26 protein-coding genes are annotated in these 24,340 nt (G+C 52.8%); 19 read left to right on the forward strand and 7 right to left on the reverse strand.

The annotated features are described in order from the left end of the window. Positions 1–9: 9 nt before the first annotated feature. Entirely contained in the window at positions 10–645 is a 636-nt protein-coding gene (locus B4N58_RS00125; RefSeq protein WP_291744761.1) for a LysE family translocator, read from the reverse strand. Between the two features lie 104 nt (positions 646–749). Between B4N58_RS00125 and B4N58_RS00130 the strand changes: the two genes are divergently transcribed. The 3 genes from B4N58_RS00130 (at position 750) to B4N58_RS00140 (ending at position 3,856) form a co-directional block, all read left to right on the forward strand. Continuing rightward, entirely contained in the window at positions 750–1,601 is an 852-nt protein-coding gene (locus B4N58_RS00130) for a LysR substrate-binding domain-containing protein (RefSeq protein ID WP_291744763.1), read from the forward strand. A gap of 87 nt (positions 1,602–1,688) precedes the next feature. Further along, positions 1,689–3,011, forward strand: a complete 1,323-nt coding sequence (locus B4N58_RS00135) for a GDSL-type esterase/lipase family protein (RefSeq protein WP_291744765.1) — start codon at positions 1,689–1,691, stop codon at positions 3,009–3,011. A gap of 29 nt (positions 3,012–3,040) precedes the next feature. Then, complete coding sequence (locus tag B4N58_RS00140) at positions 3,041–3,856, forward strand: MBL fold metallo-hydrolase (RefSeq protein WP_291744767.1); 816 nt, start codon at positions 3,041–3,043, stop codon at positions 3,854–3,856. A gap of 7 nt (positions 3,857–3,863) precedes the next feature. Here the strand turns inward: B4N58_RS00140 and B4N58_RS00145 are convergent, their stop codons facing one another. From B4N58_RS00145 to B4N58_RS00165, 5 genes are all read right to left on the reverse strand, one after another. Then, on the reverse strand, positions 3,864–4,637 hold the full coding sequence (locus tag B4N58_RS00145; protein WP_040512895.1) for an enoyl-CoA hydratase/isomerase family protein: 774 nt from the start codon (positions 4,635–4,637) through the stop codon (positions 3,864–3,866). Positions 4,638–4,659: 22 nt separating this feature from the next. Continuing rightward, positions 4,660–6,129, reverse strand: a complete 1,470-nt coding sequence (locus B4N58_RS00150; RefSeq protein ID WP_291744771.1) for an LVIVD repeat-containing protein — start codon at positions 6,127–6,129, stop codon at positions 4,660–4,662. 19 nt (positions 6,130–6,148) lie between these two features. Then, entirely contained in the window at positions 6,149–6,733 is a 585-nt protein-coding gene (locus tag B4N58_RS00155) for a DUF305 domain-containing protein (protein ID WP_291744773.1), read from the reverse strand. 162 nt (positions 6,734–6,895) lie between these two features. After that, on the reverse strand, positions 6,896–7,942 hold the full coding sequence (locus B4N58_RS00160; RefSeq protein ID WP_291744775.1) for an NAD(P)H-dependent flavin oxidoreductase: 1,047 nt from the start codon (positions 7,940–7,942) through the stop codon (positions 6,896–6,898). An 8-nt stretch (positions 7,943–7,950) separates the two neighbouring features. Further along, complete coding sequence (locus tag B4N58_RS00165; protein WP_040512897.1) at positions 7,951–9,270, reverse strand: MFS transporter; 1,320 nt, start codon at positions 9,268–9,270, stop codon at positions 7,951–7,953. Positions 9,271–9,426: 156 nt separating this feature from the next. On the opposite strand from B4N58_RS00165, the gene cyoA reads away from it, so the two are divergent. Genes cyoA through B4N58_RS00200 form a run of 7 tightly spaced genes read left to right on the forward strand, consistent with a single transcriptional unit; the run spans position 9,427 to position 16,192 of the window. Continuing rightward, positions 9,427–10,461: a ubiquinol oxidase subunit II gene (cyoA, locus tag B4N58_RS00170; protein WP_291744779.1), complete on the forward strand. Its 1,035-nt coding sequence runs from the start codon at positions 9,427–9,429 to the stop codon at positions 10,459–10,461. Further along, positions 10,442–12,445 carry a cytochrome o ubiquinol oxidase subunit I gene (gene cyoB, locus B4N58_RS00175; RefSeq protein ID WP_291744782.1) on the forward strand — a complete coding sequence of 668 codons (2,004 nt, stop codon included), beginning with the start codon at positions 10,442–10,444 and terminating at the stop codon, positions 12,443–12,445. The genes cyoA and cyoB overlap by 20 nt, the downstream gene beginning before the upstream one ends. Positions 12,446–12,464: 19 nt before the next feature. Next, the gene (cyoC, locus tag B4N58_RS00180; RefSeq protein ID WP_291745021.1) at positions 12,465–13,085 is read left to right on the forward strand and encodes a cytochrome o ubiquinol oxidase subunit III; all 621 of its coding nucleotides are present in this window, start codon (positions 12,465–12,467) and stop codon (positions 13,083–13,085) included. Continuing rightward, positions 13,082–13,483, forward strand: a complete 402-nt coding sequence (gene cyoD, locus B4N58_RS00185) for a cytochrome o ubiquinol oxidase subunit IV (protein ID WP_291744783.1) — start codon at positions 13,082–13,084, stop codon at positions 13,481–13,483. Before cyoC ends, cyoD begins: the two co-directional genes overlap by 4 nt. 16 nt (positions 13,484–13,499) lie before the next feature. After that, on the forward strand, positions 13,500–14,270 hold the full coding sequence (locus B4N58_RS00190; protein ID WP_008250045.1) for an SURF1 family protein: 771 nt from the start codon (positions 13,500–13,502) through the stop codon (positions 14,268–14,270). 39 nt (positions 14,271–14,309) lie between these two features. Then, positions 14,310–15,641, forward strand: coding sequence for an ATP-binding protein (locus B4N58_RS00195; protein ID WP_291744785.1), 1,332 nt, complete (start codon positions 14,310–14,312; stop codon positions 15,639–15,641). Positions 15,642–15,643: 2 nt separating this feature from the next. Then, entirely contained in the window at positions 15,644–16,192 is a 549-nt protein-coding gene (locus B4N58_RS00200; RefSeq protein ID WP_008250047.1) for a response regulator transcription factor, read from the forward strand. Between the two features lie 22 nt (positions 16,193–16,214). On the opposite strand, the gene B4N58_RS00205 is transcribed toward B4N58_RS00200, so the two are convergent. Beyond that, positions 16,215–16,691: a DUF1178 family protein gene (locus tag B4N58_RS00205; protein WP_040512899.1), complete on the reverse strand. Its 477-nt coding sequence runs from the start codon at positions 16,689–16,691 to the stop codon at positions 16,215–16,217. 122 nt (positions 16,692–16,813) lie between these two features. On the opposite strand from B4N58_RS00205, the gene B4N58_RS00210 reads away from it, so the two are divergent. From B4N58_RS00210 to B4N58_RS00250, 9 genes are all read left to right on the forward strand, one after another. Continuing rightward, on the forward strand, positions 16,814–17,179 hold the full coding sequence (locus tag B4N58_RS00210) for a hypothetical protein (protein ID WP_156799594.1): 366 nt from the start codon (positions 16,814–16,816) through the stop codon (positions 17,177–17,179). A gap of 107 nt (positions 17,180–17,286) precedes the next feature. Then, positions 17,287–18,663 carry a sulfite dehydrogenase gene (soxC, locus tag B4N58_RS00215; RefSeq protein WP_291744791.1) on the forward strand — a complete coding sequence of 459 codons (1,377 nt, stop codon included), beginning with the start codon at positions 17,287–17,289 and terminating at the stop codon, positions 18,661–18,663. Between the two features lie 2 nt (positions 18,664–18,665). Next, positions 18,666–19,724: a c-type cytochrome gene (locus B4N58_RS00220; RefSeq protein WP_414673832.1), complete on the forward strand. Its 1,059-nt coding sequence runs from the start codon at positions 18,666–18,668 to the stop codon at positions 19,722–19,724. A 30-nt stretch (positions 19,725–19,754) separates the two neighbouring features. Then, the gene (gene soxY / locus B4N58_RS00225; protein WP_008250052.1) at positions 19,755–20,228 is read left to right on the forward strand and encodes a thiosulfate oxidation carrier protein SoxY; all 474 of its coding nucleotides are present in this window, start codon (positions 19,755–19,757) and stop codon (positions 20,226–20,228) included. A 21-nt stretch (positions 20,229–20,249) separates the two neighbouring features. Beyond that, positions 20,250–20,561: a thiosulfate oxidation carrier complex protein SoxZ gene (soxZ, locus tag B4N58_RS00230; RefSeq protein ID WP_008250053.1), complete on the forward strand. Its 312-nt coding sequence runs from the start codon at positions 20,250–20,252 to the stop codon at positions 20,559–20,561. Between the two features lie 37 nt (positions 20,562–20,598). Next, positions 20,599–21,435: a sulfur oxidation c-type cytochrome SoxA gene (soxA, locus tag B4N58_RS00235; RefSeq protein ID WP_008250054.1), complete on the forward strand. Its 837-nt coding sequence runs from the start codon at positions 20,599–20,601 to the stop codon at positions 21,433–21,435. A gap of 17 nt (positions 21,436–21,452) precedes the next feature. Next, positions 21,453–22,094: a sulfur oxidation c-type cytochrome SoxX gene (gene soxX, locus B4N58_RS00240; RefSeq protein WP_291744795.1), complete on the forward strand. Its 642-nt coding sequence runs from the start codon at positions 21,453–21,455 to the stop codon at positions 22,092–22,094. 69 nt (positions 22,095–22,163) lie between these two features. Then, the gene (gene soxB / locus B4N58_RS00245; RefSeq protein ID WP_291744798.1) at positions 22,164–23,891 is read left to right on the forward strand and encodes a thiosulfohydrolase SoxB; all 1,728 of its coding nucleotides are present in this window, start codon (positions 22,164–22,166) and stop codon (positions 23,889–23,891) included. A 5-nt stretch (positions 23,892–23,896) separates the two neighbouring features. Beyond that, on the forward strand, positions 23,897–24,340 hold the full coding sequence (locus tag B4N58_RS00250; protein ID WP_291744800.1) for a thioredoxin family protein: 444 nt from the start codon (positions 23,897–23,899) through the stop codon (positions 24,338–24,340).

Consider the following 24,340-nt stretch of genomic DNA (forward strand, 5'->3'; position numbering starts at 1 on the left):
CCAAGCATATCAACCCAAGGCTTGTATTGCCATCTCGGCGCTCAAAGCAAGCAAGGTAATTCCCATCAGCAAACGCTGAGCAAGAAGCCATGCCGGTTTACGTGCAAGAAATTCAGCCATGCTGCCGGAAAATATTGCCATACAGGCATTCACACCCGCGAACATCGCGATTAGCAAGCCGCCGTAAAACAGCGATTGCTGCAATACCTGGCCTTTTGTTTCATCAATAAACTGAGGCAGCAAGGTCAAAAAGATTAGTGCAAGTTTGGGGTTAAGCAGACTGGTGGTCGCCCCCATGGCAAATAATTTACCTGCATGTTCGCGAGGCAAATGTTCATGGATTTCAAGAGGTGATCGACCACCCGGGCGAATGGCATTCCAACCTAGCCATCCCATGTAAACAGCGCCAAGGGCACTCAAAATTTGAGTGGCATGTGGCTGCGTTTTGAAGAAAGCTGTGATGCCATACGCAGCGCCAAACATGTAAAAAAGATAACCAACTACCACGCCACCCAGCGAAGTCAGTCCCGCCCGTCGTCCTTGCGTGATTGAACGTGAGATGACATAGACCATGTTGGGGCCGGGCGTAACAGACAACAAACCGCCCACCACCAGAAAAGCATATAGAGAACTCAGGTCATGCACTTTAAATATTCCTTGTTGGGTGAGTCGCGAGGTGGATTATTCAATACTGGAAAAATTTCGTAAAACGAATTAAATTGAACTGATTAATCAGAAAAGTTGATGAAATGAAAAAACTCGATCTGGATGCATTAACCATATTGGTTGCAGTGGCTGATTCAGGTAGTTTTGCGGCTGGCGCAGCTTTGGTGCACCGCTCGCCGTCAGCGGTCAGCATGCAAATCAAAGGGCTTGAGAGTCTTCTGGGCAAACCCCTGTTTTTGCGCGACACACGCAACCTACAGTTAACGGCGGAGGGCCATACCTTGTTGGGCTATGCCCGACAAATGCTCGCCTTGCGGGATGAAGCCTTTGCAGAATTAACCCGACCCGCTGTGACCGGGCGCGTTAGCATCGGTGTTCCTGATGATTATGCGTCGTCTTTGTTGCCACAAGTTTTGCGTAAATTTTCTGCCACTTATCCCCGTGTGGAAATACAGGTGGTGGGGCGACCCAGCAATCACATCGCGCAAATGGTCAAAGACAATGAAGTAGACCTGGCTGTAATTACCCGCACCAAGGGGTGCCCAGGGGTGTTGCTACGCCTGGAACCACTGGTGTGGGCGGGTTCCCCGAGCAACAAAAATATTTGGAAGGAACGCCCCTTGCCACTTGCACTGTTTGGTGAGGGAAGTACCGCGCGTATCCATGCTCTAAAGGCTTTGCAGCAGGCAAAAATTCCCTACCGTATGTCGTACGAAAGCCCGGCCGTGCAAGGCTTGGTTAGTATGGTAGACGCTGGCCTGGCAATTGCACCCCTGGCCCAGTGCGGTGTACCTGCTCACCTTACCCGATTGGGTTCTGCAGAGGGCTTGCCACCGTTGCAGCCCGTCGAGGTGGTGTTGTCCAGAAGCTTGAAATCGAAACGCCCTCCCTGTGATTATTTTGCTGAGTTGCTGGTTCAAGAACTCAGCAATTGAATCTGTCAGCCACACATTGCAGTACAAGTTGAATCAAATCCATCAGTAATTCCAGCTGCACGGAACAGCCCACGGAGACTAAAAGTCATGAAATTGCTGCTAAATGCGCTCGGTCTTTTGGCAGCGTCAGCATTATTGGGTGCGTGCCTTGGTGGCGCTGACAGCACCGATTCCTCCTCCACGCCACGGCTTGATTTACGCGAAGCACAAGCCAACATGGTGGGGGTTTGGTCAACTGCACCTTATGGCCCTTATCCGCTCGGGCCGTTGACACAAGAAAATTTGCCATTGCCCGGTGCACCCGAAGTGGCCTTTTTCCCCGATGATCAAGCAGTGAACCGAAGCTTTCGAATGATCATCAACCCGACCTTGGGTGGTCAAGCGGTTCGTGTGCGGCTATCCAATCTGGTGGGTAACCAGCCAGTCCGGTTTGAGAATATTTCAATCGCCAAGGGCAATGCGCTACTCCCCAATATCGAAGAAACAACGCGTGTGCCGCTGACAGTGAATGGTCGAGATTTCGGCGTGGCCATGCCAGGGCAGGAATTGATTACCGATGTGGCTGAGTTCGCATTCAATTCGCAGGAAGATTTGGCCATCACATTCCATGTGGCAGGCGAAAGTGGACCCATGACCTGGCATGCAGTCAGTTTTGGTCCGCAGTACATTAGCCCTCACAACAGTGGGGATGTGACCCGTGATTCTCTCGGCACCTCGTTCTCGCAAGTGTCGGTGGGGTGGTTTTTCCTGTCTGGACTCGATGCGTTCAATCCCCAGACCAAAGGCGCAATCGTAGCCATTGGTGACTCGATCACTGACGGGTTTTTACAGGTATTGAACCAACGCTGGACGGACCGCTTGGCCATGCGCTTGAATGCACAAAACGCCAACGTGGCAGTGTTGAATCAAGGGATCAACAGCAACACGGTGACCGCAGCAAGAAGCGGTTTTGCGGGCCCTCCATTGCTTGAGCGTTTTCAGCGGGATGTGATTGGCCGTGCCGGTGTGAAGGGAGTGATCATTTTTGAAGGCACGAATGATTTGGGTGCCGGTGTGAAAGCTGAACCTGTGATTCAAGCCTATCAACAGCTAATACAGCAGGCGCGGTCCAATGGCTTGTGCGTGTTCATGAGTACGATCCCGCCGCGCGCTGACGTGGCATTCGGGTGGCTTCCCGATGGCCCTACAGTGAAAGAACCCGAACGGCAGAAAATCAATACCTGGATTCGTAGTACGCCTTTGATTGATGGTGTCGTTGATTTTGACGAAGTACTTGCTTTGCCTGGCATACCGTTGCCCAATGCGGCTTTGTTCATCCCCGACTTGCTGCACCCGAATTCACTAGGTTTTGCTGCGATGGGCGATGAAGTGAATATTGATGCATTGCTGACCCGTTGCAATTTAAACTGAACTCACCACAACAACACGGAACTTGACTCATGAAAATTCACCACATGAATTGCGGCACCATGTGCCCAATCTGCAAGCGATTGATCAATGGCAGTGGTGGTTTTTTTGAACGGGCGAATATGGTGTGCCATTGTTTGCTGGTCGAGAGCGAGCAGGGTGTGATTTTGGTTGATACCGGTTTAGGTACAGGTGATGTGCTGGAACCTAAACGGCGTTTGGGTGCTGGCTTTGTAGCCATGCTGGCTCCTCAGCTGCGCATGGAAGAAACTGCGATTGAGCAAGTGAAGAACCTTGGGTTCAAAGTCAGTGATGTGAAGCACATTGTGCCCACTCACCTTGATCTGGATCATGCTGGGGGCTTGAGTGATTTTCCCGGTGCGCAAGTGCATGTGTTCGAGCCTGAGCATCGCCATGCAATCAAGCCAAGCCTGCGTGATTCCTTGCGCTTCAGGAAAGCGCAGTTTGAACACCAACCCAAATGGACCATTCACGACAAACCCACTGAAACCTGGTTTGGTTTTCAGGCCATTCGACCCATAGCGGGTATTGAATTACTGATGGTGCCGTTGATTGGGCACACGCGCGGGCATGTGGGCGTGGCGGTGAAGAACGGCAACAAGTGGATTTTGCATTGCGGTGATGCTTACTTTCATCGCAGTGAAGTGGCTTTGAAACATGAAGACCCCATGCCTGCAGGCGTGGCCTTTTTTGAAAAACTGGTGCAAACATTACCGGCAGAGCGGGTGGCCACACAGGCACGTTTGCGTGAGTTGGTCAAAAGCAGTGGCGATGAAGTTGAGCTGTTTTGCGCGCATGACCCCGTGGAGTTTGCGTGCTATCTCTGAATCAGACTCAGCCTTTTGCTTTTCGAGCTGCAGCCAATTGTGCTTGCAGCGCATCAATGCGCTGGTGGTTGTCTTCGGAACCAATGTAACTTCTGAACAGCCATTCCTGAGTGCGCATGGACATGTCCAGATCTTGGTTCAACACCACATTCGACAGTCGCTTGGTTTCAGCCAAACAGGCACGGTCGTATTGCGCCATATCGCGTGCAATTTGGGCAACCGAAGTCAGCAATTCACCTTCAGGAAATACCTTGCTGACATAGCCCATGCGCTCCGCTTCTGCAGCATCGTAAATGCGGCCAGTCAACGCCACTTCCTTGGCGCGACCCATGCCAATGATGCGCCACAGCGGGTCCATAATCGGGGTCAGCGACAGCACAATTTCACGCTGGCCAAACTTGGCGCGTGTGGAGGCGTAGCGAATGTCACACATCATTGTCAAATCAAAACCACCCGCAATGGCGGCACCTCCCACGGCACAAATGACAGGTTGTTCGCAAAACAGAATCGCGCGGTAAGCGCGGTGGAACAGGGCGGTGTAGGCCTCGTTGCTCACCTTCTCCAGTTTGCGAATTTCATTCAAATCGAACCCTGCTGAAAAGTAGCGCTCGCCGCCAGTGAACACAATCACGTTCACGTCTTGCCGCGCACCCAGCGTGTTGAACATGTGTGTTACTTCTTCCAGTACATCGGGCGCAAGCGCATTGCCTTTGTCGGGGCGGTTAATCGTGACAGTGGCCACGCGTTCGGCCACATTCAGGGTCAAATACTCAAAATTCATTTGCATTGTTTCCAGTTGTTTTTTATTTCCAGGCATTGTTCGTTACCTTGACCACATAAAAGCCCTGGTAGCCATCGGTGTACCAGATTTCTTTTCGTTCCGGCACAAATGCAGGGCTGGACATGGCCCAGTTGCTCGCCGGTGCGGGCAACGTTAGCACACGTGGCTTCACTGGTGCGTTGAAGTAGGCCACTTCAACCGGGTTGGCCGGGTCGCGAATGTCAAAAATCCGAAGGCCTGACAAAATCATGCTGCAAGCCACAATGGTGGGGTCCACGCGGGTGGGGATATTGCAGTAGTGCCCCGCATAGCCACCTGTGGGGTTTTGAGCCCCCGGGTCGCTGGCAATTTCCTCACGGTTGGCAATGTTGTGCACATCCAGTCGCAGGTTGGAAATTACTTTGGGCTTCGTTTCATCTGAAATGTCGATAATGCGTGCTGCACCCACGTTGGGACCATGAATACCGACAGGAAGGGGGCCACTGTTGCCGCCCGAGTATTCATCAATTTCCATCACATACTGTTTGCCATTGCGTGTGAAGGGAATGGCGTTTTGTGGAATGGTCACAGTGTCCCAGCTTACTCGGGAAATTTCGCGCACCTGCGGGTTGGCTTTGCGGGCCTGAATTTCAGAAATGTCCAGAATCAACATACCTGCAGGGTCGCCAATGCTGGCCACATAAGCGCGGTTGCCATCAGGGCTGATGGACAAGCCATGCGATGAATATTGGCCGGCCCAAAGGGGGCGCGGCAGGCTTGGGTTGGAAATATCAAGCGCCACCAACGTGGAAGTAGAAGGTGAGCCCGAGAAGAATGTTTTACCGTCGGGAGAAATGCCGCTTTCATGTCCAAACAAACCCAGCGGTGTTGATGATTTCAACACCGGGTTGCGACAGTCTTCCGACACATCGTAAATATCCACAATGCCGGGGCCAAATGCCGGGTTGCCCAATACAGCGGCCAGCACACCACCTTCCTGACTAACCACCAGTGATTCATGGGGTGACAGCATGGCAGGCGTGATTAGCCGCGCAGTGCGAACTGGCTTGGTGGGGTCGCTCATGTCGAACACATTCACGCCCAGTTCAAGGTCAAGAATGTTGGTGGGAAACAGCAAGGTGCTGTCAGCAAACGCGCAGTCGCGCCCCGCTTTGTCGCGGTAGCGTTCTACCTTGAAGCCACCTACGGTGCCAATAACGCGTTCGGGTGCGAATGAACCCACCATCTGTGTGTTGCAGGCAAAACCTGCAGCTGCCAAACCAGCATCGTGATCGGCTTGTGACACACGGCCTTGCATCCCTGTTTCAGGGCGCGAGCCCGGGCCACAGCGTCCTTGAGGTGTTGCAGTAATATTCAAACCATCGACCACTTGAGAGGGATTTGTTCGCGCGCCGCTGAAAGAATTGCTGCTGTCGGAACTACCCAGGCAACCCGCAATCAGTGTGGGCAGAAGCAGGGCGGTGAGAACCAGAGGTGAGGATTGTTTCAACATGATCTAGAGTGTCTCCGGTTCAGGATTTTTTGAGTTGTTGTAGTTTCAATTGGATCCAGCCAATTTCCATGCCCTGTTCGCGAATCATGGCACTGGCCAAAGCCTTTACCAGGCTTGCCTCACCGTTTCGGTTTGCAAACCAGGCCATGGGAATGGCTGCACGGTGGTGGGCCAGCATCAGCTCAAGAAAAATAATCTCTTTCTCGGTACCTGTGGCGTTCTTCAGTTCTTCAAGTTGTTCGGGTGTGGCCACGCCAGCCATGGCACCGCCATCAGCTTTGCATTGGGCCTGGTAAAGCTGATCGTCCAGGTGGCGAACATTGGTGGCGTTTTCGACCCACGCCATGGGCGGGCCGGCCAGCATTACGGGTTCGTTCCAGGCGGTCAGCCAGCCTTCCATCACACCCATTTCACGGGTCTGTTTCATGATGATGGATTGGGCCAATGCCTGAATTTCAGGCGATGCGGCGTCGCGCATCATCATTGACATTTGAATGGCTTGGGCATGGTGCAATAACATGCTGCGCGCAAAACCCGAGTCGATCGGGTCGATGGCTGGTTTCTTGTCTTGTGTGCTCTGCTGGAAAACAAAAAAACCAGCCACAAGTGCGCATAGGGCCAGTATGACAAATATCAGGGCGCGTTTGCCCGGATAGGGTGATTGTTGGGACTTTGGGTGTTGCATGTCTCGCGGTGTATTTTTCTAATGTATATACACCTTCTACTTACAAAAACCCCTGTTGGATTCAGTACTTATTGTTCAAATTCAGTGCTGAAAACCTGGTATCAACATGTCAGTAATGTCCCTGGCGCTGGCCGGTACGCAGTCGCTGGCATTCTGCCCGGCCCACAGCGGCGAGAAGTCGCCTGAGCCCATGCTTTCCGCCTTGGCCCGCAATGGTGCAATGCCAGGTGTGGCCAAAGGAAATTCGGGTGGAAATTCTGAAAGCGCACCGAGTTCTCGCATTACCCGGTTCACAATGCCGCGTGCTGGCCTGCCACTGAACAGGTTGGTCAGTGCAGTGTGGCGTGCAGCTTCACTTTGCAATGCTTTGCGGTGAATGGCACTGGTGCTGCATTCCGTTGCCAACAGATAAGCTGTGCCCACTTGCACTGCGCTGGCACCCAGGGCCATGGCCGCAGCCACGCCCTTCGCATTGGAAATACCGCCCGCCGCGATGACCGGCACATTCACTGCTTTCACAATTTGCGGTAGCAGCGCAAAGGTACCCATTTGCAGATTTAAATCATGATTCAGAAAGTGTCCGCGGTGCCCGCCAGCCTCCAGCCCTTGGGCAATGATGAAATCGCAGCCATTGGCCTGAAGCCATAGCGCCTCTTCCACGGTGGTGGCCGATGAAATGATTTGCGCACCCATGGCTTTCACGCGCTTCAGCAATTCAGGTTTTGGCAAACCGAAATGAAAGCTGACATAGGGAGGCTTGAACTCCTCAAGCAGTTCAGCCGATTCATCATTGAATGGAGTTCGGCCCTGACCGCTGGGAAATTCGTCAATGTTTAAACCCAACTCAGCGTAATACGGCGCCAGTGCATTTTTCCATTTCTGGTTGCGCGTGGGGTCGATTTCCGGTGGTGTGTGGGCGAAGAAATTCACGTTGTAAGGCTTCGCATTGCCTTTCTGAGTGGTGCCTTCTGCAATGGCCTGAAGTTCAGTGCGAAGCTGACTTGTAGTGAGCATGGCGCAGGGCAGGGAGCCCAGGCCGCCGGCATTGCTGACTGCAATGCACAGCGCACTGGTCTGCACACCCGCCATGGGCGCCTGCACAAGCGGGTATTGCGTGTTAAACAACATATTCAACCTTAATCTTTCAGTTCCAATGCACGGTTCAGGCTAAGCGCAGCCAGCGAACCCACCGCGCCTGAAAGCAGGTACAGGCTTACATACTCCAGTCCGAAATGTGCGGCCAGACCCAAAGCAACCAGGGGCGCGAAGCCCGCTCCAACCAGCCAGGCCAGGTCGGATGTCAGCGCAGCACCCATGTAACGGTACTTGGCTTTGAAGTTGGCGGTCACCGCACCAGCGGCTTGCCCGTAGGAAAGCCCCAGCAGCACGAAACCGATCAGGATAAAAACGGTTTGGCCGGTGTCGCCACCGTCCATCATGGAAGGCACAAAGAAGCTGAATAGAGCAATCAGGATCGCGAAGAAACCCAAGGTGTTACGGCGCCCCAGCTTGTCAGCGATCAGGCCACTCAACACCACCGAGCCAGCTGCAAGCACTGCGCCTGCAATTTGAATCACCAGGAATTCTGGTATGGACCGCTCGGAATGCAGCACAATCCAGGACAGCGGAAACACAGTCACCACGTGAAATAGCGCATAGCTGGCCAAGGCAGCCAAAGCACCCACCAAAATGTTGTGACCTTGCGAGCCTACAATTTCAGTGACCTTCACGGGTTGAAGTTCGCGTTCCTCCAGCAGGCGAGCGTATTCGGTTGTGGCCACCAAGCGCAGGCGGGCAAACAAAGCCACCACGTTAATAGCAAAAGCCACATAGAAGGGATAGCGCCAGCCCCAGTCAAGGAAATCAGCGCTGGACAATGCAGACAACAGGTAAGCGAACAAGCCTGCTGCGATCACGAATCCCAAAGGAGCACCCAACTGGCCCAGCATGGCGTACCAACCACGTTTGTTTTCAGGCGCATTCAAGGCCAAAAGCGATGGCAAACCATCCCATGAACCGCCGAAAGCGAGCCCTTGACCAATCCGCAGTACCGACAACAACACGATGGAAGCAACACCCAGTGATGCGTATGTGGGCAGGAAGGCGATGCCGGCTGTAGAAATACCCAACATGAAAAGGGCCACGGTCAGTTTGGTTTCACGTCCAAACTTTTGTTGCACCATCATCAACGCGACGGTACCGACCGGGCGAGCGATGAACGCAAACGAGAAAATAATAAATGAATACAGGGTTGCGGTCAGGGGGTCTTCAAAGGGAAAAAACACCTTTGGGAACACCAGTACTGACGCAATCGCATACACAAAAAAGTCGAAATATTCGGATGCGCGTCCGATGACCACCCCGATGGCGATTTCGCCTGGGGACACATTGCTGTTGCTGCCGTGATGGCCCGGTGTGACGCCTTGTTCCGCGTGAATTGTACTTGTGCCGGACATTTGAACTTCTCCTCGAATCTTTGCTTGCTTGAATATTATTTTTATTTTCAATGGGTTGAAAGTGAAATCTGCTGGCTGGGACAATATGTCCAATGCCCAGCGACACCCCATGTCAGTAAATTAGCATGAAATCAATTCCTAACCGTGCTGGGTATTATGTTCAAGCCACTGAAACGAAGTCTTTTGTTGGTGCCGCTTCTCCTGCTTGCAGGATGTAACACCATTGTGATGAATCCCAAGGGAGATATCGCTTCTCAACAGGCCGATTTGATCGTGTTGTCGACCGTGTTGATGTTGATCATCATTGTGCCGGTGATTTTCCTGACCTGCTTCTTCGCTTGGAAGTATCGCCAGGCCAACACGCAGGCTGAGTACGATCCTGAATGGGACCACTCCACCAAGCTGGAACTGGTAATTTGGGGCGCGCCGCTGCTGATTATCATTGTGTTGGGCTTGGTGACCTGGGTAAGCACTCACAAGCTTGACCCATACCGCCCGCTTGACCGCATCAACGCAAGCACACCTTTGCCTGCAGATCACAAGCCATTGGTGGTTCAGGTGGTGTCACTGGACTGGAAGTGGCTGTTCATTTACCCCGAGCAAGGCATTGCGACCGTGAATGAACTGGTGACACCGGTTAACGTGCCAGTGCGCTTCAAGATCACCTCCAGCACCGTGATGAATTCTTTCTACATTCCTGCGCTGGCTGGCCAAATTTACTCCATGGCAGGTATGGAAACCACTTTGAACGCTGTGATTAATGAAAAAGGCAGTTGGGAAGGTTTCTCTGCGAACTACAGCGGCGCCGGGTTTTCCCACATGCGCTTTAAGTACAACGGTGTAAGCCAGGAAGAGTTTGACAACTGGGTTGCACGCAACAAATCGTACGGAAAAGAACTAGACCGCGCTGCTTACCTTGAACTGGAAAAACCCAGTACGAAGCACCCTGTCGAGCGTTTCGCCACAGTGGAACCCGAACTGTTCCACGCCATTGTCAACCGATGCGTGGTTGAAGGCACTGTGTGTATGGACACTCAAATGATGGCGGACTCCATGCGCAATCGAACTGATTTGTCGCCTGACGAACTGGCAATTTTGATCGAAGAAGCCATGTGCCGCATTCCGACCGACGACGCAAATCCACTCATCACTTCATCCAAGAAGAATGGCTATGACTCAGTATCCAATTGAAACAAGCCCGATATTCGGGCGGCTAACACTGAACGCAATCCCATACTACGACCCAATCATCATGGGTACGTTGGCCGTGGCGATGATTCTGGGTATCGGGCTACTGGCCATGATTCACAAATATCGCTTGTGGGGTACTTTGTGGAACGACTGGTTCACCAGCATTGACCACAAGAAGATCGGCATCATGTACATGGTGTTGGGCCTGGTCATGATGATGCGTGGCTTTGCCGATGCGATCATGATGCGTGCCCAACAGGCCATTGCCTTCAACGGCAATGAAGGTTTCTTGCCGCCGCACCACTACGATCAAATTTTCACGGCCCACGGCGTGATCATGATTTTCTTCGTGGCCATGCCTTTGATCACCGGCCTGATGAACTACCTGATTCCTTTGCAAATTGGCGCACGCGATGTGGCGTTTCCGTTCCTGAACAACTTCAGCTTCTGGATGACAGCCATGGGTGCAGCGCTGATCATGGCGTCCCTGTTCGTGGGCGAATTTGCCATGACCGGCTGGCTGGCTTACCCACCGTTGTCGGGTGTGTTGCAAAGTCCGTATGTGGGGGTTGATTACTACATCTGGGCGCTACAAATTGCAGGGGTGGGTACTTTGCTTTCGGGTGTGAACTTGATCGTGACCGTGATCAAGATGCGCGCCCCCGGCATGACCATGATGAAAATGCCGATTTTCACCTGGACTTCTCTGTGTGCCAACGTGTTGATTGTTGCCGCTTTCCCTGTGTTGACCGCCGTGTTGGGCATGTTGACCATGGACCGCTATTTGGGCACCAACTTCTTCACGAACGACCTTGGTGGCAACTCCATGATGTACGTGAACCTGATCTGGATTTGGGGTCACCCCGAGGTTTACATCCTGATTTTGCCGCTGTTCGGTGTGTTCTCTGAAGTGGTGTCTACGTTCAGCCGCAAGCGTTTGTTTGGTTACAGCTCCATGGTGTACGCCACCGTGGTTATTACCATTCTTTCCTACCTGGTGTGGTTGCACCACTTCTTCACCATGGGTAGCGGGGCCAGCGTGAATGCCTTCTTCGGTATTACCACAATGATTATTTCCATCCCGACGGGTGCGAAAATATTCAACTGGCTGTTCACCATGTACAAGGGCAAGATCAGTTTTGAGCTGCCCATGATGTGGACCATCGCCTTCATGATCACCTTCGTGATCGGCGGCATGACCGGCGTGTTGCTGGCCGTACCCCCAGCCGACTTTGTATTGCACAACAGCCTGTTCCTGATTGCGCACTTTCACAACGTGATTATTGGTGGTGTGCTGTTCGGTTTGTTTGCCGCCATCAACTTCTGGGCACCCAAGGCCATTGGCGTGAAACTGGATGAGTTCTGGGGCAAGGTGTCGTTCTGGTTCTGGGTTATTGGTTTCTACTTCGCCTTCATGCCCCTGTACGTATTGGGCCTGATGGGTGTAACACGCCGCATGAGTCAGTTTGAAGATCCTTCACTGCAAATCTGGTTCCAAATCGCAGCGCTGGGCGCAGCCATGATCGCTGTGGGCATTGCTGCCATGTTGATGCAGTTCTATGTCACCTTCCGTGACCGTGCCAAGTTGCGCGACACCACCGGTGACCCTTGGGGCGGCCGCACATTGGAGTGGGCCACTTCAAGCCCACCTGCAGACTACAACTTTGCGTTCACCCCTGTGGTGTACGACACCGATGCCTGGGCTGACATGAAAAAGAACGGCTACAAGCGCCCACAGGAAGGTTTCGTGGACATTCACATGCCCAAGAACACTGCAGCAGGCGTGGTGATTGCCGGCATCAGCGCAGTGATCGGTTTTGCCCTGGTGTGGCACATCTGGTGGCTGGCGGCAGGCGGCTCCGTGGCCTTGGTGGTTGCCGTGATTGCACACACATTCAATTACAAGCGCGACTTTTACATCAAGGCCGATGAAGTGGCCCGTACGGAAGCCGCGCGCACGAAACTGGAGCAAGCCCATGTCTGACTTAGTGATGAACCCGGCCATGAATACAGCCATGAATGCACCCACTGATCCAAGCGCACGTTATTACGTAAAAGACCACCATCCCAAAAATGGCTCTTCGCTGGGTTTTTGGATCTACCTGATGAGCGACTGTTTGATCTTCGCTTGTTTGTTCGCAACCTATGCAGTCATTGGTCGCAACTACGCGGGTGGCCCCACCGGCGCAGAAATTTTCGACTTGAACCTTGTGGCCCTGAACACAGCGTTTTTGTTGCTGAGTTCGATCACTTACGGCGTGGCCATGGTTGGCATGCAAAACCGCAATGTGAAGAAAACCATTCAGTGGTTGGCCATAACGGGTGTGCTTGGTCTGGCGTTTTTGGCTGTTGAAATTTACGAGTTCTGGCACTTCATCAGCATTGGTGCCACACCGCAAACCAGCGGTTTCCTGACCGCCTTCTTCGCTTTGGTGGGCACGCACGGTTTGCACGTATTTTTCGGCATCATCTGGCTGGTGGTGTTGTTGTTCCAACTGAAAAAGCACGGCCTGATTGTTGAAAACCGTCGCCGCGTCATGTGCCTGTCCATGTTCTGGCACTTCCTCGATGTGATCTGGATCGGCGTGTTTACCTTTGTCTATTTGATGGGAGTATTGCCATGAGCGCGCATCCAAACAACGTGAATGACCATCACGACCACCACGATGATGGGGATGAAGTGCATGTCAGCATGCGCGATTACACCATTGGCTTCGTGTTGGCAGTCATTCTGACAGTCATCCCGTTTGCATTGGTCATGGGCGGTGTGTTTGAAAGTTCAACCACCACGGCCTTGGTGATTTTAGGCTTGGGTGCTGTTCAAATGGTGGTGCACATGATTTACTTCTTGCACATGAACAGCAAATCGGAAGGTGGCTGGAGCATGTTGGCCATGATGTTTACACTCATTATTGTGGTGATTACGCTGGTGGGTTCAATTTGGGTGATGTACCACCTGAACACCAACATGATGCCGGGCATGAATCACGAGGCCATTGAGTCGATTCAACAACTGAAATAAAGGAGTTCGGTGCACCATGAATGATGTGTCAAAGCCCCATTCAGCCCGTGCACCCAGATCAATCAAAAGGCTGCTGGGCTTTGCCCTGGCGGCCTTTTTTTTCAGCGTATTTTTGGCACTTGGCACCTGGCAGGTGTACAGGCTTGATTACAAACTCGATTTGATTGAGCGCGTTGAAAACCGTGTGGATGCGCCAGCCGTGAATGCGCCTGCCGCCGCCGAATGGCCTGCTGTTGCCCGTGACACCCATGAATACCTGAATGTGAAAGTGCAGGGTGAGTTGCTACCCCAGCACACCACCCGCGTTCAAGCCACCACAGTGTTGGGGGCTGGTCATTGGCTTCTTACGCCGCTGCGCCAGGCCAACGGGGAAATTGTGTGGATTAATCGCGGGTACATTCCCGTGAACGAAGCGGATCCCATGACGATTGATAACACCCAAGGTCTGTTTGAAGTGCGTGGCTTGTTGCGAATCAGCGAAGCGGGTGGCGCATTTTTGCGAGAGAACGACCCTGCTGGCAATCGCTGGTATTCTCGCGACATTGAAGCGCTGTCGCAACATCACGAACTGCAAACCGTTGCGCCTTTTTTCATCGATGCAGGCACTCCTAGAAATCTGGGCGAAGAAATCACGGGGTTTACCCCAAAAACCTACCCGGTCGATGGATTAACTGTAATCAAGTTTCACAACAGCCACTTGGTGTATGCCTTCACTTGGTATGCTTTGGCCTTGATGGTGGCGGGTATCACCGTTTGGCTGAATCGCAAGTCAGTCGCCTTGGCCTAAACCCGCTTGTTCAGGTTCAGCAGCAGGATTCGAGTTCCAATGGCCATTAATTCCGACATTGTTTCCATTCGGCAAGGTAGTAGCGCGTTTGATGAGACAAACGTGTTGAACGAAACCGGCCACAAAAACATGTTGCATTTGATTCACCTGCGCTGGCTGGCCGTGGGTGGTCAAATTGCGACCATATTGGTCGCTACCTGGGGCTTTGGCATACAGCTGCCGATGTTCAACATGCTGGCCGTGATGGTATGCCTGATCGCTTTCAATATTGGCAGCCACCTGCGCTGGCACGAAGAACGTGTGGTCAGCAATCGCGAATTGTTTTTGGCCATGCTGGTGGACATCGCCAGCCTGACTGCCCAGCTTTATTTCACTGGCGGTATCAACAATCCCTTCGTATTCCTGTTTTTGTTGCAGGTTATTCTAAGTGCGGTGTTGTTGCGGGCCGAGTCTACCTGGCTTGTGGTGGCCATTACTACATTGTGTCTGGCTTTCTTGTCGATTTTCAACAAGCCGCTGGTGTGGCCGCTGAATAGCCCGTACAAACTTGCTGACCTGTACGCGACCGGCCTGGTCATTTGCTTTGTGCTGAATGCGGCCCTGTTGGTGATCTTCATTACCCGAATTGGGCGTAACTTGCGTGCTGGTGATGCCGCATTGGCCAGCCTGCGGCAACGCGCCGCCGAGGAAGAGCACATTGTGCGCATGGGCCTGTTGGCCAGTGGCGCTGCACATGAACTGGGTACACCATTGGCCACCATGTCGGTGGTGTTGGGCGACTGGAAGCGGATGCCCCAATTCTCAAATGACCCGGCCATGCTGGAGGAAATTGAGGAAATTGAAGGGCAGTTGCTTCGCTGTAAAAGTATTGTCAGCGGCATTTTGTTGTCGGCAGGCGAAACGCGTGGGGAGTCTTCTTCAAAAACCAGTCTGAATGAATTCTTTGAAAGCTTGGTGGAGGAGTGGGAAAGTAGCCGCCCAGCCCAACACTTTGAATACAACAACACCATCGAAGAGGAGTTCACCGTTGCCTTTGATTCAACCGTGAAGCAAATGCTGTTCAACGTGTTGGACAATGCACTTGAAGTCTCGCCGAACTGGTTGCGATTTGAGGTGTCCAAGATCAGGGATCAGTTATTTTTGACCGTGACTGACCAAGGCCCAGGTTTCAGAGCCGATATTCTTGAGCAGGTGGGCACTCCTTACAATTCAAGCAAGGGGCGCCCGGGCGGTGGTCTCGGGCTTTTCCTGGTCTTGAATGTGGCGCGCACATTGGGCGGCACGCTGACAGTGAACAATCGTAAAGAGGGCGGTGCCGAAGTGGTGATTGCACTGCCGCTAAACGCCATGATTTTGCAGGAGAACAAATAGCCATGAGCCAAGGTAGCAGTATGGAAAGGCTTTTGTTGCTGGTTGAAGACGACGAGGCATTTGCCCGCGTTTTGAAGCGTTCTTTTGAGCGGCGTGATTACAAAGTACTTCATGCCAGTAGCCAGGAAGAAATGCAGGATGTGCTTTTGAAACAAACGCCAACGCACGCGGTGGTTGACCTGAAGCTCAGCGGTAATTCGTCAGGCCTGAATTGCGTTCAGGCGCTGCACGAACACAACCCGACCATGTTGATTGTGGTGTTGACTGGTTTTGCGAGTATTAACACTGCAGTGGAAGCGATTAAACTTGGGGCGTGCCAGTATTTGGCGAAGCCCTCCAACACCGACGATATTGAGGCCGCTTTCGGCCATGTGGCGGGCAGTGAGCCGGTCGAACTTACGAACCGCACAACATCGATCAAAAACCTGGAATGGGAACGCATTCACGAGGTGCTGGTGGAAACAGATTTCAATATTTCAGAAACAGCGCGCCGGCTGGGTATGCATCGCCGCACGCTGGCCCGCAAACTCGAAAAGCGCCGCGTGAAATAAGCGGCACCTCGAGCCGCTTGAATCAGTTCAATTCCTCTTCACTCGGAAGCACGGGCAGCGCAATCACTTCAATACCCTCGTCGCGCAGTTCTTCAAATTCCTCAGGGCTGGCCTGTCCGCGTATGGCACGAATGGGGGCCTCTTCATAATGAATTTTTCGAGCCTCCTCGGCAAAGCGGTCGCCCACATCTTCCGAGTGGTTAATCAAGGCCTGAATGGCCTGACGAGCCATGACAAAGGCGGTGGCTACATCCACTGAATTTGGCTTTTGTACTGTGGGTGCTGCAGGTACCCCTGCGCCCTGTGCTTCGCTAACCTTAGACTCAGTATGGGCTTTGCCGCCAATGTTGATCTTGGAAGGTACTTTGCGAATGGCAGATGTGCCACACTCAGGGCAGGTCAGCAGTTTTTGTTCGCGTTGGTCATCGAAATCCTCGTTGGACCGAAACCAACCTTCGAAACGGTGGGAGTATTCACACTCCAGATCGTAAATAATGATTGCCACAATGTTTGAATCTGTCTCTGAATTTGGGTATTTTACAGTGGAATGGTTTGCCTACCGCTGAATTCGAATCTCTTCTAGAATTCGATCAACAACAATCAAGGCCCAAAGAGGTTTGTATGTCCCGAAAAAAGTCACTTGAACCGCATTTGCGCGGCATCGTTGACTTGGTATCCGCCACGCTCGACGAAGGCACGCGTCAGGTTGAAGGCGTGCATCGCCGAATTGCAGACATTCCGTTCTCCGTGCTGAAAAAAATTCGCCCGATCGCGCCAATTTCATCGGCCGTGCACATGGTCGAGAAGAAAATAACCCATTCAGCCTACGACACTGTGCGCCTTGTGGCCAAGGTAGGTGCTCAGGCTGTTCACAATGTGTTGCCTACAGATCCCACCAGCCAGGGTATCTCCAAACCCGACTACAAAATAGACCACGACAGTCTTAGAAAACAAAAGACCGAACAAAAGACTAAGAAGAAACCCTAGGTGCAAATTGCTTGCGCAAGTTGAATTTAGAGGGTAAATTCTAGATATGAGCATATGCGCATATAGTGACGCAATGCAGCAATAATAGTCATATCCAGGAGACATTTGTGTCGTTCGACATTCCCTCAGACACCCCCTTGGGCCAAATTCGGCGTGCCCCGGAAAATTTCGTTAGCCGCAACGACATCGCTTTTGTAAACCGTGCCAGCGACACCGATCGCCGCAGCTTCTTCAAGAAAGCATTTGCTGCGGCCGTTGCCGGCAGTGCGGCAAGTGCCATAGTGGCTTCACCTCGTTTGGCGCAGGCGGCGCAGGGTGATCCCGCCATTCTGAATTTGCCAGCGCACAGCAAGGGCCTGGGTCAACCCGTTGCCACCATGCCCTATGGCATGCCTTCACAATACGAAAAAAACCTGCAGCGCAGGGAATCACCAGGATTGACCCGCGTGGGTGGTTCATCGGTCTCGTTTTGCCCTTTGCAGGGATTGTTCGGAGTCATCACACCATCGGGTCTGCACTTCGAGCGTCACCACCAGGGTTGGTGGGACATTGACCCCACCCAGCACCGCTTGATGATCAACGGCCTGGTGAAAAAGGAAATGGTGTTCACCGTGGATGAACTCATGCGCATGGAATCTGTTTCCCGCGTTCATTTCATTGAGTGCGGCGCCAATTCTGGCATGGAGTGGGCCAATGTAGCGGTGCCAACCGTTCAGTACACCCATGGCATGTTGAGTTGCTCCGAGTTCACTGGCGTGCCATTGATCAAAGTACTGGAGTATTGCGGTGTTGACCTGAAGAAGGGTCGCTTCATTCTGGCCGAAGGTGCCGATGGTTCATCCATGACCCGCACTATTCCCATGGAGTTAGTAGAAAGCGGCGAAGTGCTGTTGGCCTACGGTCAAAATGGTGAAATGCTGCGACCCGAAAATGGCTACCCCTTGCGTTTGGTGGTGCCGGGTGTGCAAGGCGTAAGCTGGGTAAAGTACCTTCGCCGAATTGAGGTGGGTGACAAACCCTACGGCACCAAAGACGAAGCCATTCATTACGTCGACTTGATGCCCGACGGCACACACCGTCAGTACACCTCCATTCAAGAATGCAAATCAGTGATCACCACACCATCGGGCGGTCAAAAATTACTCAGCCCTGGTTTTTACAACATTACAGGGCTGGCCTGGAGTGGCAGAGGGAAAATTACAGCCGTCGACGTATCGACCGACGGCGGAAAGAGCTGGAAAACAGCCAAACTGCAAGGCCCCGTTCATGACAAATCGCTGACCCGTTTCAACCTGCCTTGGGTTTGGGACGGCAAAGGCGAGGCCTTGCTGCAAAGCAGGGCGGTGGACAGCACAGGCTATGTGCAGCCCAGCTACCGAACACTTCGTGAAAAGCGCGATGACAAGAGCATTTACCACAACAACGCAATTCAAAGCTGGCGCCTGGATGCCGCTGGTGAAGTGCACAACGTGCACGTGGGGTAAACATGAGCAAGATGGAAAACAGGATTAAATTAACCGGTTTGCTTAGCAATACCGCAATGGCGGTACTTCTGTGTTCGCTGCTTTGGACAGCAGGTGCAGCCCAGGCTTTCGAAGGTTTGGGGCGCTTGGCCACTCCCGATGAAGTCAAAGCATGGGACATTGATGTTCGCCCAGATTTTGTGGGTTTGCCCAAAGGCAGCGGCAGCGTGGCCAAGGGTATGGAGGTGTGGGAAGCCCAGTGCGCTTCTTGCCATGGCGTGTTTGGTGAAAGCAATGAAGTGTTCACGCCGATAGTGGGCGGTACCACGGCTGAAGACATCAAAAAAGGGCGCGTGCAATCGTTGAAGGACGGTTCTTCTCCTCAGCGCACCACCTTGATGAAAGTACCCACATTGTCGACTTTGTGGGACTACATCAACCGTGCCATGCCATGGACCGCACCGAAAAGCCTGAGCACAGAGGAAGTTTATGCAGTGACCGCTTACATTCTGAACATGGGTGGCGTTGTGGGCGACGACTTTGTTCTGAGCGACAAGAACATGGCTGAAACTCAAGCCAAGCTGCCCAACCGCAACGGCATGCAAACCAAGCACGGCATGTGGTTGCCATCGGGTAAACCCGATGTGAAAGAGGCGCGTTGCATGTCAAACTGCAAACCTGACGCAAAAGTCATTTCTTTTTTGCCTGATTACGCACGCGATGCGCATGGCAATTTGATCGATCAGAACCGCCTGGTAGGTCCCGTGCGTGGCGTGGTTACCGTGGCTTCGGCGGGTGACAAACCGGCAGTGCCAAAGCTCAGCATGAACAGTGGGGAAACGTTGTTCAGTGCAAACGGATGTGTCGCCTGCCACGGCATTGACAACAAAAAGTTGGGCCCATCGGTGGTGGCGGTGGCGAACAAGTACGCTGGCAAAGCGGATGCAAAAGCGTATCTTGCCGGTAAAATCAAGGCAGGCAGCAGTGGTGTTTGGGGTGACATGCCCATGCCCGCTCAAGCGCATTTGGCCGATGAAGACATAAATGCACTTTCTGACTGGTTTTTGTCCAAGCAGAAGTGATTTGATTGAATTTTAAGGAGGAGTTACTCAATGAACCAAAACAGACGCACCATGCTGAAGGCCTCTTCTGGCCTGACAGTATTGGGCTTGGCAGTTGCCGCCGGATTGATCAAACCCAATGAAGTATTTGCAGCAGCCGGTTACCCCGACAAAGCGTTCAACGCGAAGTCAATGGACGAGCTGATGAAAGCACTTGGCGCGGGCATGCCCACAGAGAGCAAAGACATCACAGTGATCGCTCCTGACATCGCTGAAAACGGCGCAGTGGTTCCGGTTGGTGCTGACAGCAAGTTGAAAAACACCACAGAAGTGGCTTTGCTGGTTGCCAACAACCCATCCATGTTGTCTGCCCAATTCATGATCCCGGCCGGCACAGATGCGAAGGTGAACACCCGCGTGAAAATGGGTAAATCAAGTGATGTTTACGCGCTCGTGAAAGCCGATGGCAAGTACTACTTTGCCAAGAAAGAGGTCAAGGTGACCCTCGGTGGTTGCGGCGGTTAATTAAAAATTCAGGAGAAAAACATGGGTGATCCAATGAAAATTCGCGCCAAAGCCAATGGCGACGAAGTTGAAGTGAAAGTATTGATGGCGCATGAAATGGAAACTGGTCAGCGCAAAGCTTCCGATGGCAGCTTGGTGCCGGCCTGGTTTATCCAGAACGTCACCGCAAAGTGCAATGACAAGGTGGTGTTGCAGGCCAACTGGGGCCCGGCAGTGTCCAAGAATCCCTTCCTTTCCTTTTCTTTCAAGGGTGGAAAGGCTGGTGATACAGTCGAAGTAACATGGACAGACAACAAGGGTGATTCCCGCACCGACAAAACGAAAGTGGCGTAATCTCCAATTAATTCATAACCATAAGAAGGGGTGTGAGATGAGGCAAACAGCAAAAACAGCGGCCAAGCTAGCCGCTGTGACCCTCGCGGGTGCCAGTGTATTGGCATCCATCACCATGAATGCACATGCTCAGAAAACAACCGAGCAGGGCATTCAGGAATACCGTGACATGCTGGCCGATGGCAACCCAGCCGAATTGGTCGAGTTGCGTGGCGAAGACATTTGGAAAAAGCCGCAAGGTCCCAAAAATGCATCGCTTGAGCAATGTGACTTGGGCGCAGGCCCTGGCAAGCTTGAGGGCGCAGTGGCCACCATGCCACGCTTTTTCAGCGACACGGGCAAAGTGATGGATGTAGAAACCCGGCTGGTTCACTGCATGGTGACTCTGCAAGGGCGAGACGTTGCTGAAGTCACCAAGAAACCTTACTCAAGTGCCGGTGAAAAGCCCACTGAATTGGAGTCACTGGTGGCCTACATTTACGCGCAATCGCGTGGCGCCACCATCAAGGTGCCGCAAGGTCATCCCGAGGAAAAGGCATCGCGTGCTCGTGGCGAGAAAATCTTCTTCTACCGCGCAGGCCCTTATGATTTTTCATGTGCAAGTTGCCACGCCACAGACGATCAACGGATTCGTCTGCAAGGCTTGCCTAACCTGACCAAGCCTGAACCTGCCCAAGCCGCATTCGCGGCCTGGCCTGCTTATCGTGTTTCACAGGGTGCTGTTCGCTCCATGCAATGGCGCATGTACGACTGCTTCCGTCAGCAACGTTTCCCCGAGTTGAAGTATGGCTCGCAAGCGTCGATCGACCTGATCACTTTCCTGGGTGTGAAAGCCGAGGGCGGTACCATGCAGGCCACATCGCTTAAGCGCTAACAACAAGGAGAACAAACATGCTTCGCACCATTAAATACTCAACTGGCCTGTTGTTGGTCGCCTTGTTGGCCGCCTGTGCAAACACGGACAGCAAACCCGTGGTGGCTGAACCTACCAATGAAGAAATCAATCAGCTATTGCTGGCTTCGTTCAAAGACAAAGGCATTGCCAAGCTTGAACGCGTGAACCAAACCGAGTTGCAGAAAGCCTGTTCACTGGCTGAAACGGCACCTGGTGGTTTGCCTGATGCCAAGCGCACCGAGTTGCAAAATGCTGCCTTGGCTGCTGTGAAATATCCTGCGGACGGCAAGTACCTTGGCGATTGGAAGGCGGGCGAGAAAATAGCCCAAACCGGCGTGGGCTTTCAGTTTTCGGACAAAGAAGGCACAGCGGCAGGGGGCAACTGTTATGCCTGTCATCAGCTTGCGCCACAAGAACTGTCGTACGGCAATATCGGTCCTTCCTTGTACCAGTACGGCAAGTTGCGTGGCAATTCTGAAGAAATCATGAAGTACACCTGGGCGAAAATCTGGAATTCACATGCTTACAATGCATGTTCCAACATGCCACGTTTCGGCGCTGAGGGCATTCTGACTGAAACCCAGTTGAAAGACGTCATGGCCCTGTTGATGGCAGCAGATTCACCGGTCAACAAGTAACACAAACGTTCTCACCACCTGTGCCCGAAAAGGCGCAGGTGTTAACTCTCTGAAAAGCGAACTATCCAAATGCAGATGAATCGACGCGAATTCATGGGCATGCTTGCGGCCGCCTCGGCTGCGGGCATGGCGATCAACTCACCTCAGGTACTGGCGGGTGGTCACGGTGAAAAACTGTACGACCTGAAACCTTTTGGCAATGCAAGCTTGCTGCACATGACCGATTGCCATGCACAGTTGGTGCCCATTTATTTTCGCGAACCCAACGTGAACTTGGGCGTGGCCGCTGCATTTGGCAAGGCGCCGCACCTGGTGGGTGAATCGCTGTTGAAGGCATTCAATATCAAACCTGGTTCAGCGCAGGCGCACGCATTTACTTATCTGAATTTTGAAGAAGCCGCCAGGCACTATGGCAAAGTGGGCGGCTTTGCACACCTGTCCACATTGGTGAAAATGATGAAGGCCAACCGGCCTGGATCGCTGTTGCTCGACGGTGGCGACACCTGGCAAGGTTCGGCGACCAGCCTGTGGACCAATGCCCAAGACATGGTGGATGCTGCAAAAATGTTGGGCGTTGATGTCATGACCCTGCACTGGGAATGCACCTACGGTTCAGAGCGAATTCTTGAGGTGGCCGAGAAAGACTTCAAGGGCAAAATCGACATCATTGCCCAGAACATCAAAACTGCTGATTTTGGTGATCCTGTTTTTCCAAGCCATGTGATGAAAACAATCAATGGTTGCAAGGTTGCAATCATTGGCCAGGCTTTTCCTTACAGTCCAATTGCCAACCCACGTTACTTCGTCAAGGACTGGTCTTATGGCATTCAGGAAGAAAGCATGCAGGAAGTGGTCGACGAGGTGCGTGCAAAAGGCGCTCAGGCGGTGGTTCTGCTGTCACACAACGGCATGGATGTTGATCTGAAAATGGCCAGTCGTGTAACGGGTATTGATTTCATTCTGGGTGGCCATACACACGATGGTGTACCCAATGCCATTCCGGTGAAAAATTCATCGGGCACTACGTATGTCACCAACGCGGGCAGCAACAGCAAGTTTTTGGGTGTGCTCGACATGGACATTCAAGGCGGCAAATTGCGAGACTTCAAGTATCGCTTGTTGCCCGTCTTCTCCAACATGTTGCCAGCAGATCCCGACATGGAAACCTTTGTGCGCAATGTGCGCAAGCCCTACATCGAAAAGCTCAGCGAACCGCTGGCCGTGAGTGAAGGTTTGCTGTACCGCCGTGGCAACTTCAATGGCAGCTGGGACCAGTTGATCGTCGATGCCTTGATGGAAGTGAAGGGCGCTGAAATTGCATTCTCTCCGGGTTTCCGGTGGGGCACTTCGTTGCTGCCGGGCCAAACCATCACGCGTGAACACCTGATGGACCAAACTGCGATCACTTACCCCAACACCACATTGACCAACATGAAAGGCGAGTTCATTAAAACCGTGCTCGAAGATGTGTGTGACAACCTGTTCAACCCCGACCCTTACTACCAGCAAGGCGGTGACATGGTGCGTGTCGGCGGCTTGACCTACACTTGCAACCCCAACGGCGAAGCGGGGCAGCGTATTTCGGACATGCGATTGAATGGCAAACCCATTGAGGCCACGAAAACCTACAAGGTGGCTGGTTGGGCGCCTGTGGCCGAGGAAGCCCGCAACAATGGCGAACCGCCAATTTGGGACGTGGTAGAAACTTACCTGAAAGACAGGAAAACAGTGGTCACCAAAGTGCCCTACACGCCCAAACTGATCGGAATGAACGACAACCCGGGGTTCGTGGTCTAAATTGCATGAAAGCAATTTGGATGTTCTTACTGTTTGTAGGGCTCTCACCCGCGCTTGGGGCGGGTGAGAGTGCCCTTGAGTTTCCGTCGAATCTTCAAGTTCGACAAGCACCCGCCGTGGTGGTTTTGTTTTCTTTGCCCGATTGCGCCTATTGCGAGAAGGTCAGGCAGCAATCGCTACGCCATATTCACAGCGACCCCGCTTACAGGGGTAGGGTGGCAGTCTACGAAATCGATTTTTCAGACAGCAAACGCAGTTTTACCTGGTTTGATGGCAACAGGTACACCGGTAAATCCTTGGCTGGTCCGTTGAATGTGAAGTTTTCGCCCACGGTCATGGTGTTCAATGCCCAGGGCGCGGTGGCCGGGAAACCGCTTTTGGGCGCAAGTTTGCCCGAGTTTTATGGCGCTTATCTGGATGAATTGATCAGGGCTGCGTGGGCCTTGTAA

The organism is Limnobacter sp. UBA3528 (assembly GCF_002377005.1).
Lineage (GTDB): Bacteria > Pseudomonadota > Gammaproteobacteria > Burkholderiales > Burkholderiaceae_B > Limnobacter.

Coding starts and splice junctions, on each gene's coding strand:
- B4N58_RS00190 (WP_008250045.1), top strand. CDS start 13,500: ATGAATGATGTGTCAAAGCCCCATTCAGCCCGTGCACCCAGATCAATC.
- B4N58_RS00250 (WP_291744800.1), top strand. CDS start 23,897: ATGAAAGCAATTTGGATGTTCTTACTGTTTGTAGGGCTCTCACCCGCG.
- soxX (WP_291744795.1), top strand. CDS start 21,453: ATGCTTCGCACCATTAAATACTCAACTGGCCTGTTGTTGGTCGCCTTG.
- cyoB (WP_291744782.1), top strand. CDS start 10,442: ATGACTCAGTATCCAATTGAAACAAGCCCGATATTCGGGCGGCTAACA.
- B4N58_RS00130 (WP_291744763.1), top strand. CDS start 750: ATGAAAAAACTCGATCTGGATGCATTAACCATATTGGTTGCAGTGGCT.
- B4N58_RS00210 (WP_156799594.1), top strand. CDS start 16,814: ATGTCCCGAAAAAAGTCACTTGAACCGCATTTGCGCGGCATCGTTGAC.
- B4N58_RS00145 (WP_040512895.1), bottom strand. CDS start 4,637: ATGAATTTTGAGTATTTGACCCTGAATGTGGCCGAACGCGTGGCCACT.
- cyoD (WP_291744783.1), top strand. CDS start 13,082: ATGAGCGCGCATCCAAACAACGTGAATGACCATCACGACCACCACGAT.
- cyoA (WP_291744779.1), top strand. CDS start 9,427: ATGTTCAAGCCACTGAAACGAAGTCTTTTGTTGGTGCCGCTTCTCCTG.
- B4N58_RS00135 (WP_291744765.1), top strand. CDS start 1,689: ATGAAATTGCTGCTAAATGCGCTCGGTCTTTTGGCAGCGTCAGCATTA.
- B4N58_RS00150 (WP_291744771.1), bottom strand. CDS start 6,129: ATGTTGAAACAATCCTCACCTCTGGTTCTCACCGCCCTGCTTCTGCCC.
- B4N58_RS00200 (WP_008250047.1), top strand. CDS start 15,644: ATGAGCCAAGGTAGCAGTATGGAAAGGCTTTTGTTGCTGGTTGAAGAC.
- B4N58_RS00140 (WP_291744767.1), top strand. CDS start 3,041: ATGAAAATTCACCACATGAATTGCGGCACCATGTGCCCAATCTGCAAG.
- soxA (WP_008250054.1), top strand. CDS start 20,599: ATGAGGCAAACAGCAAAAACAGCGGCCAAGCTAGCCGCTGTGACCCTC.
- soxB (WP_291744798.1), top strand. CDS start 22,164: ATGCAGATGAATCGACGCGAATTCATGGGCATGCTTGCGGCCGCCTCG.
- B4N58_RS00160 (WP_291744775.1), bottom strand. CDS start 7,942: ATGTTGTTTAACACGCAATACCCGCTTGTGCAGGCGCCCATGGCGGGT.
- B4N58_RS00195 (WP_291744785.1), top strand. CDS start 14,310: ATGGCCATTAATTCCGACATTGTTTCCATTCGGCAAGGTAGTAGCGCG.
- cyoC (WP_291745021.1), top strand. CDS start 12,465: ATGAATACAGCCATGAATGCACCCACTGATCCAAGCGCACGTTATTAC.
- B4N58_RS00220 (WP_414673832.1), top strand. CDS start 18,666: ATGAGCAAGATGGAAAACAGGATTAAATTAACCGGTTTGCTTAGCAAT.
- soxY (WP_008250052.1), top strand. CDS start 19,755: ATGAACCAAAACAGACGCACCATGCTGAAGGCCTCTTCTGGCCTGACA.
- B4N58_RS00165 (WP_040512897.1), bottom strand. CDS start 9,270: ATGTCCGGCACAAGTACAATTCACGCGGAACAAGGCGTCACACCGGGC.
- soxZ (WP_008250053.1), top strand. CDS start 20,250: ATGGGTGATCCAATGAAAATTCGCGCCAAAGCCAATGGCGACGAAGTT.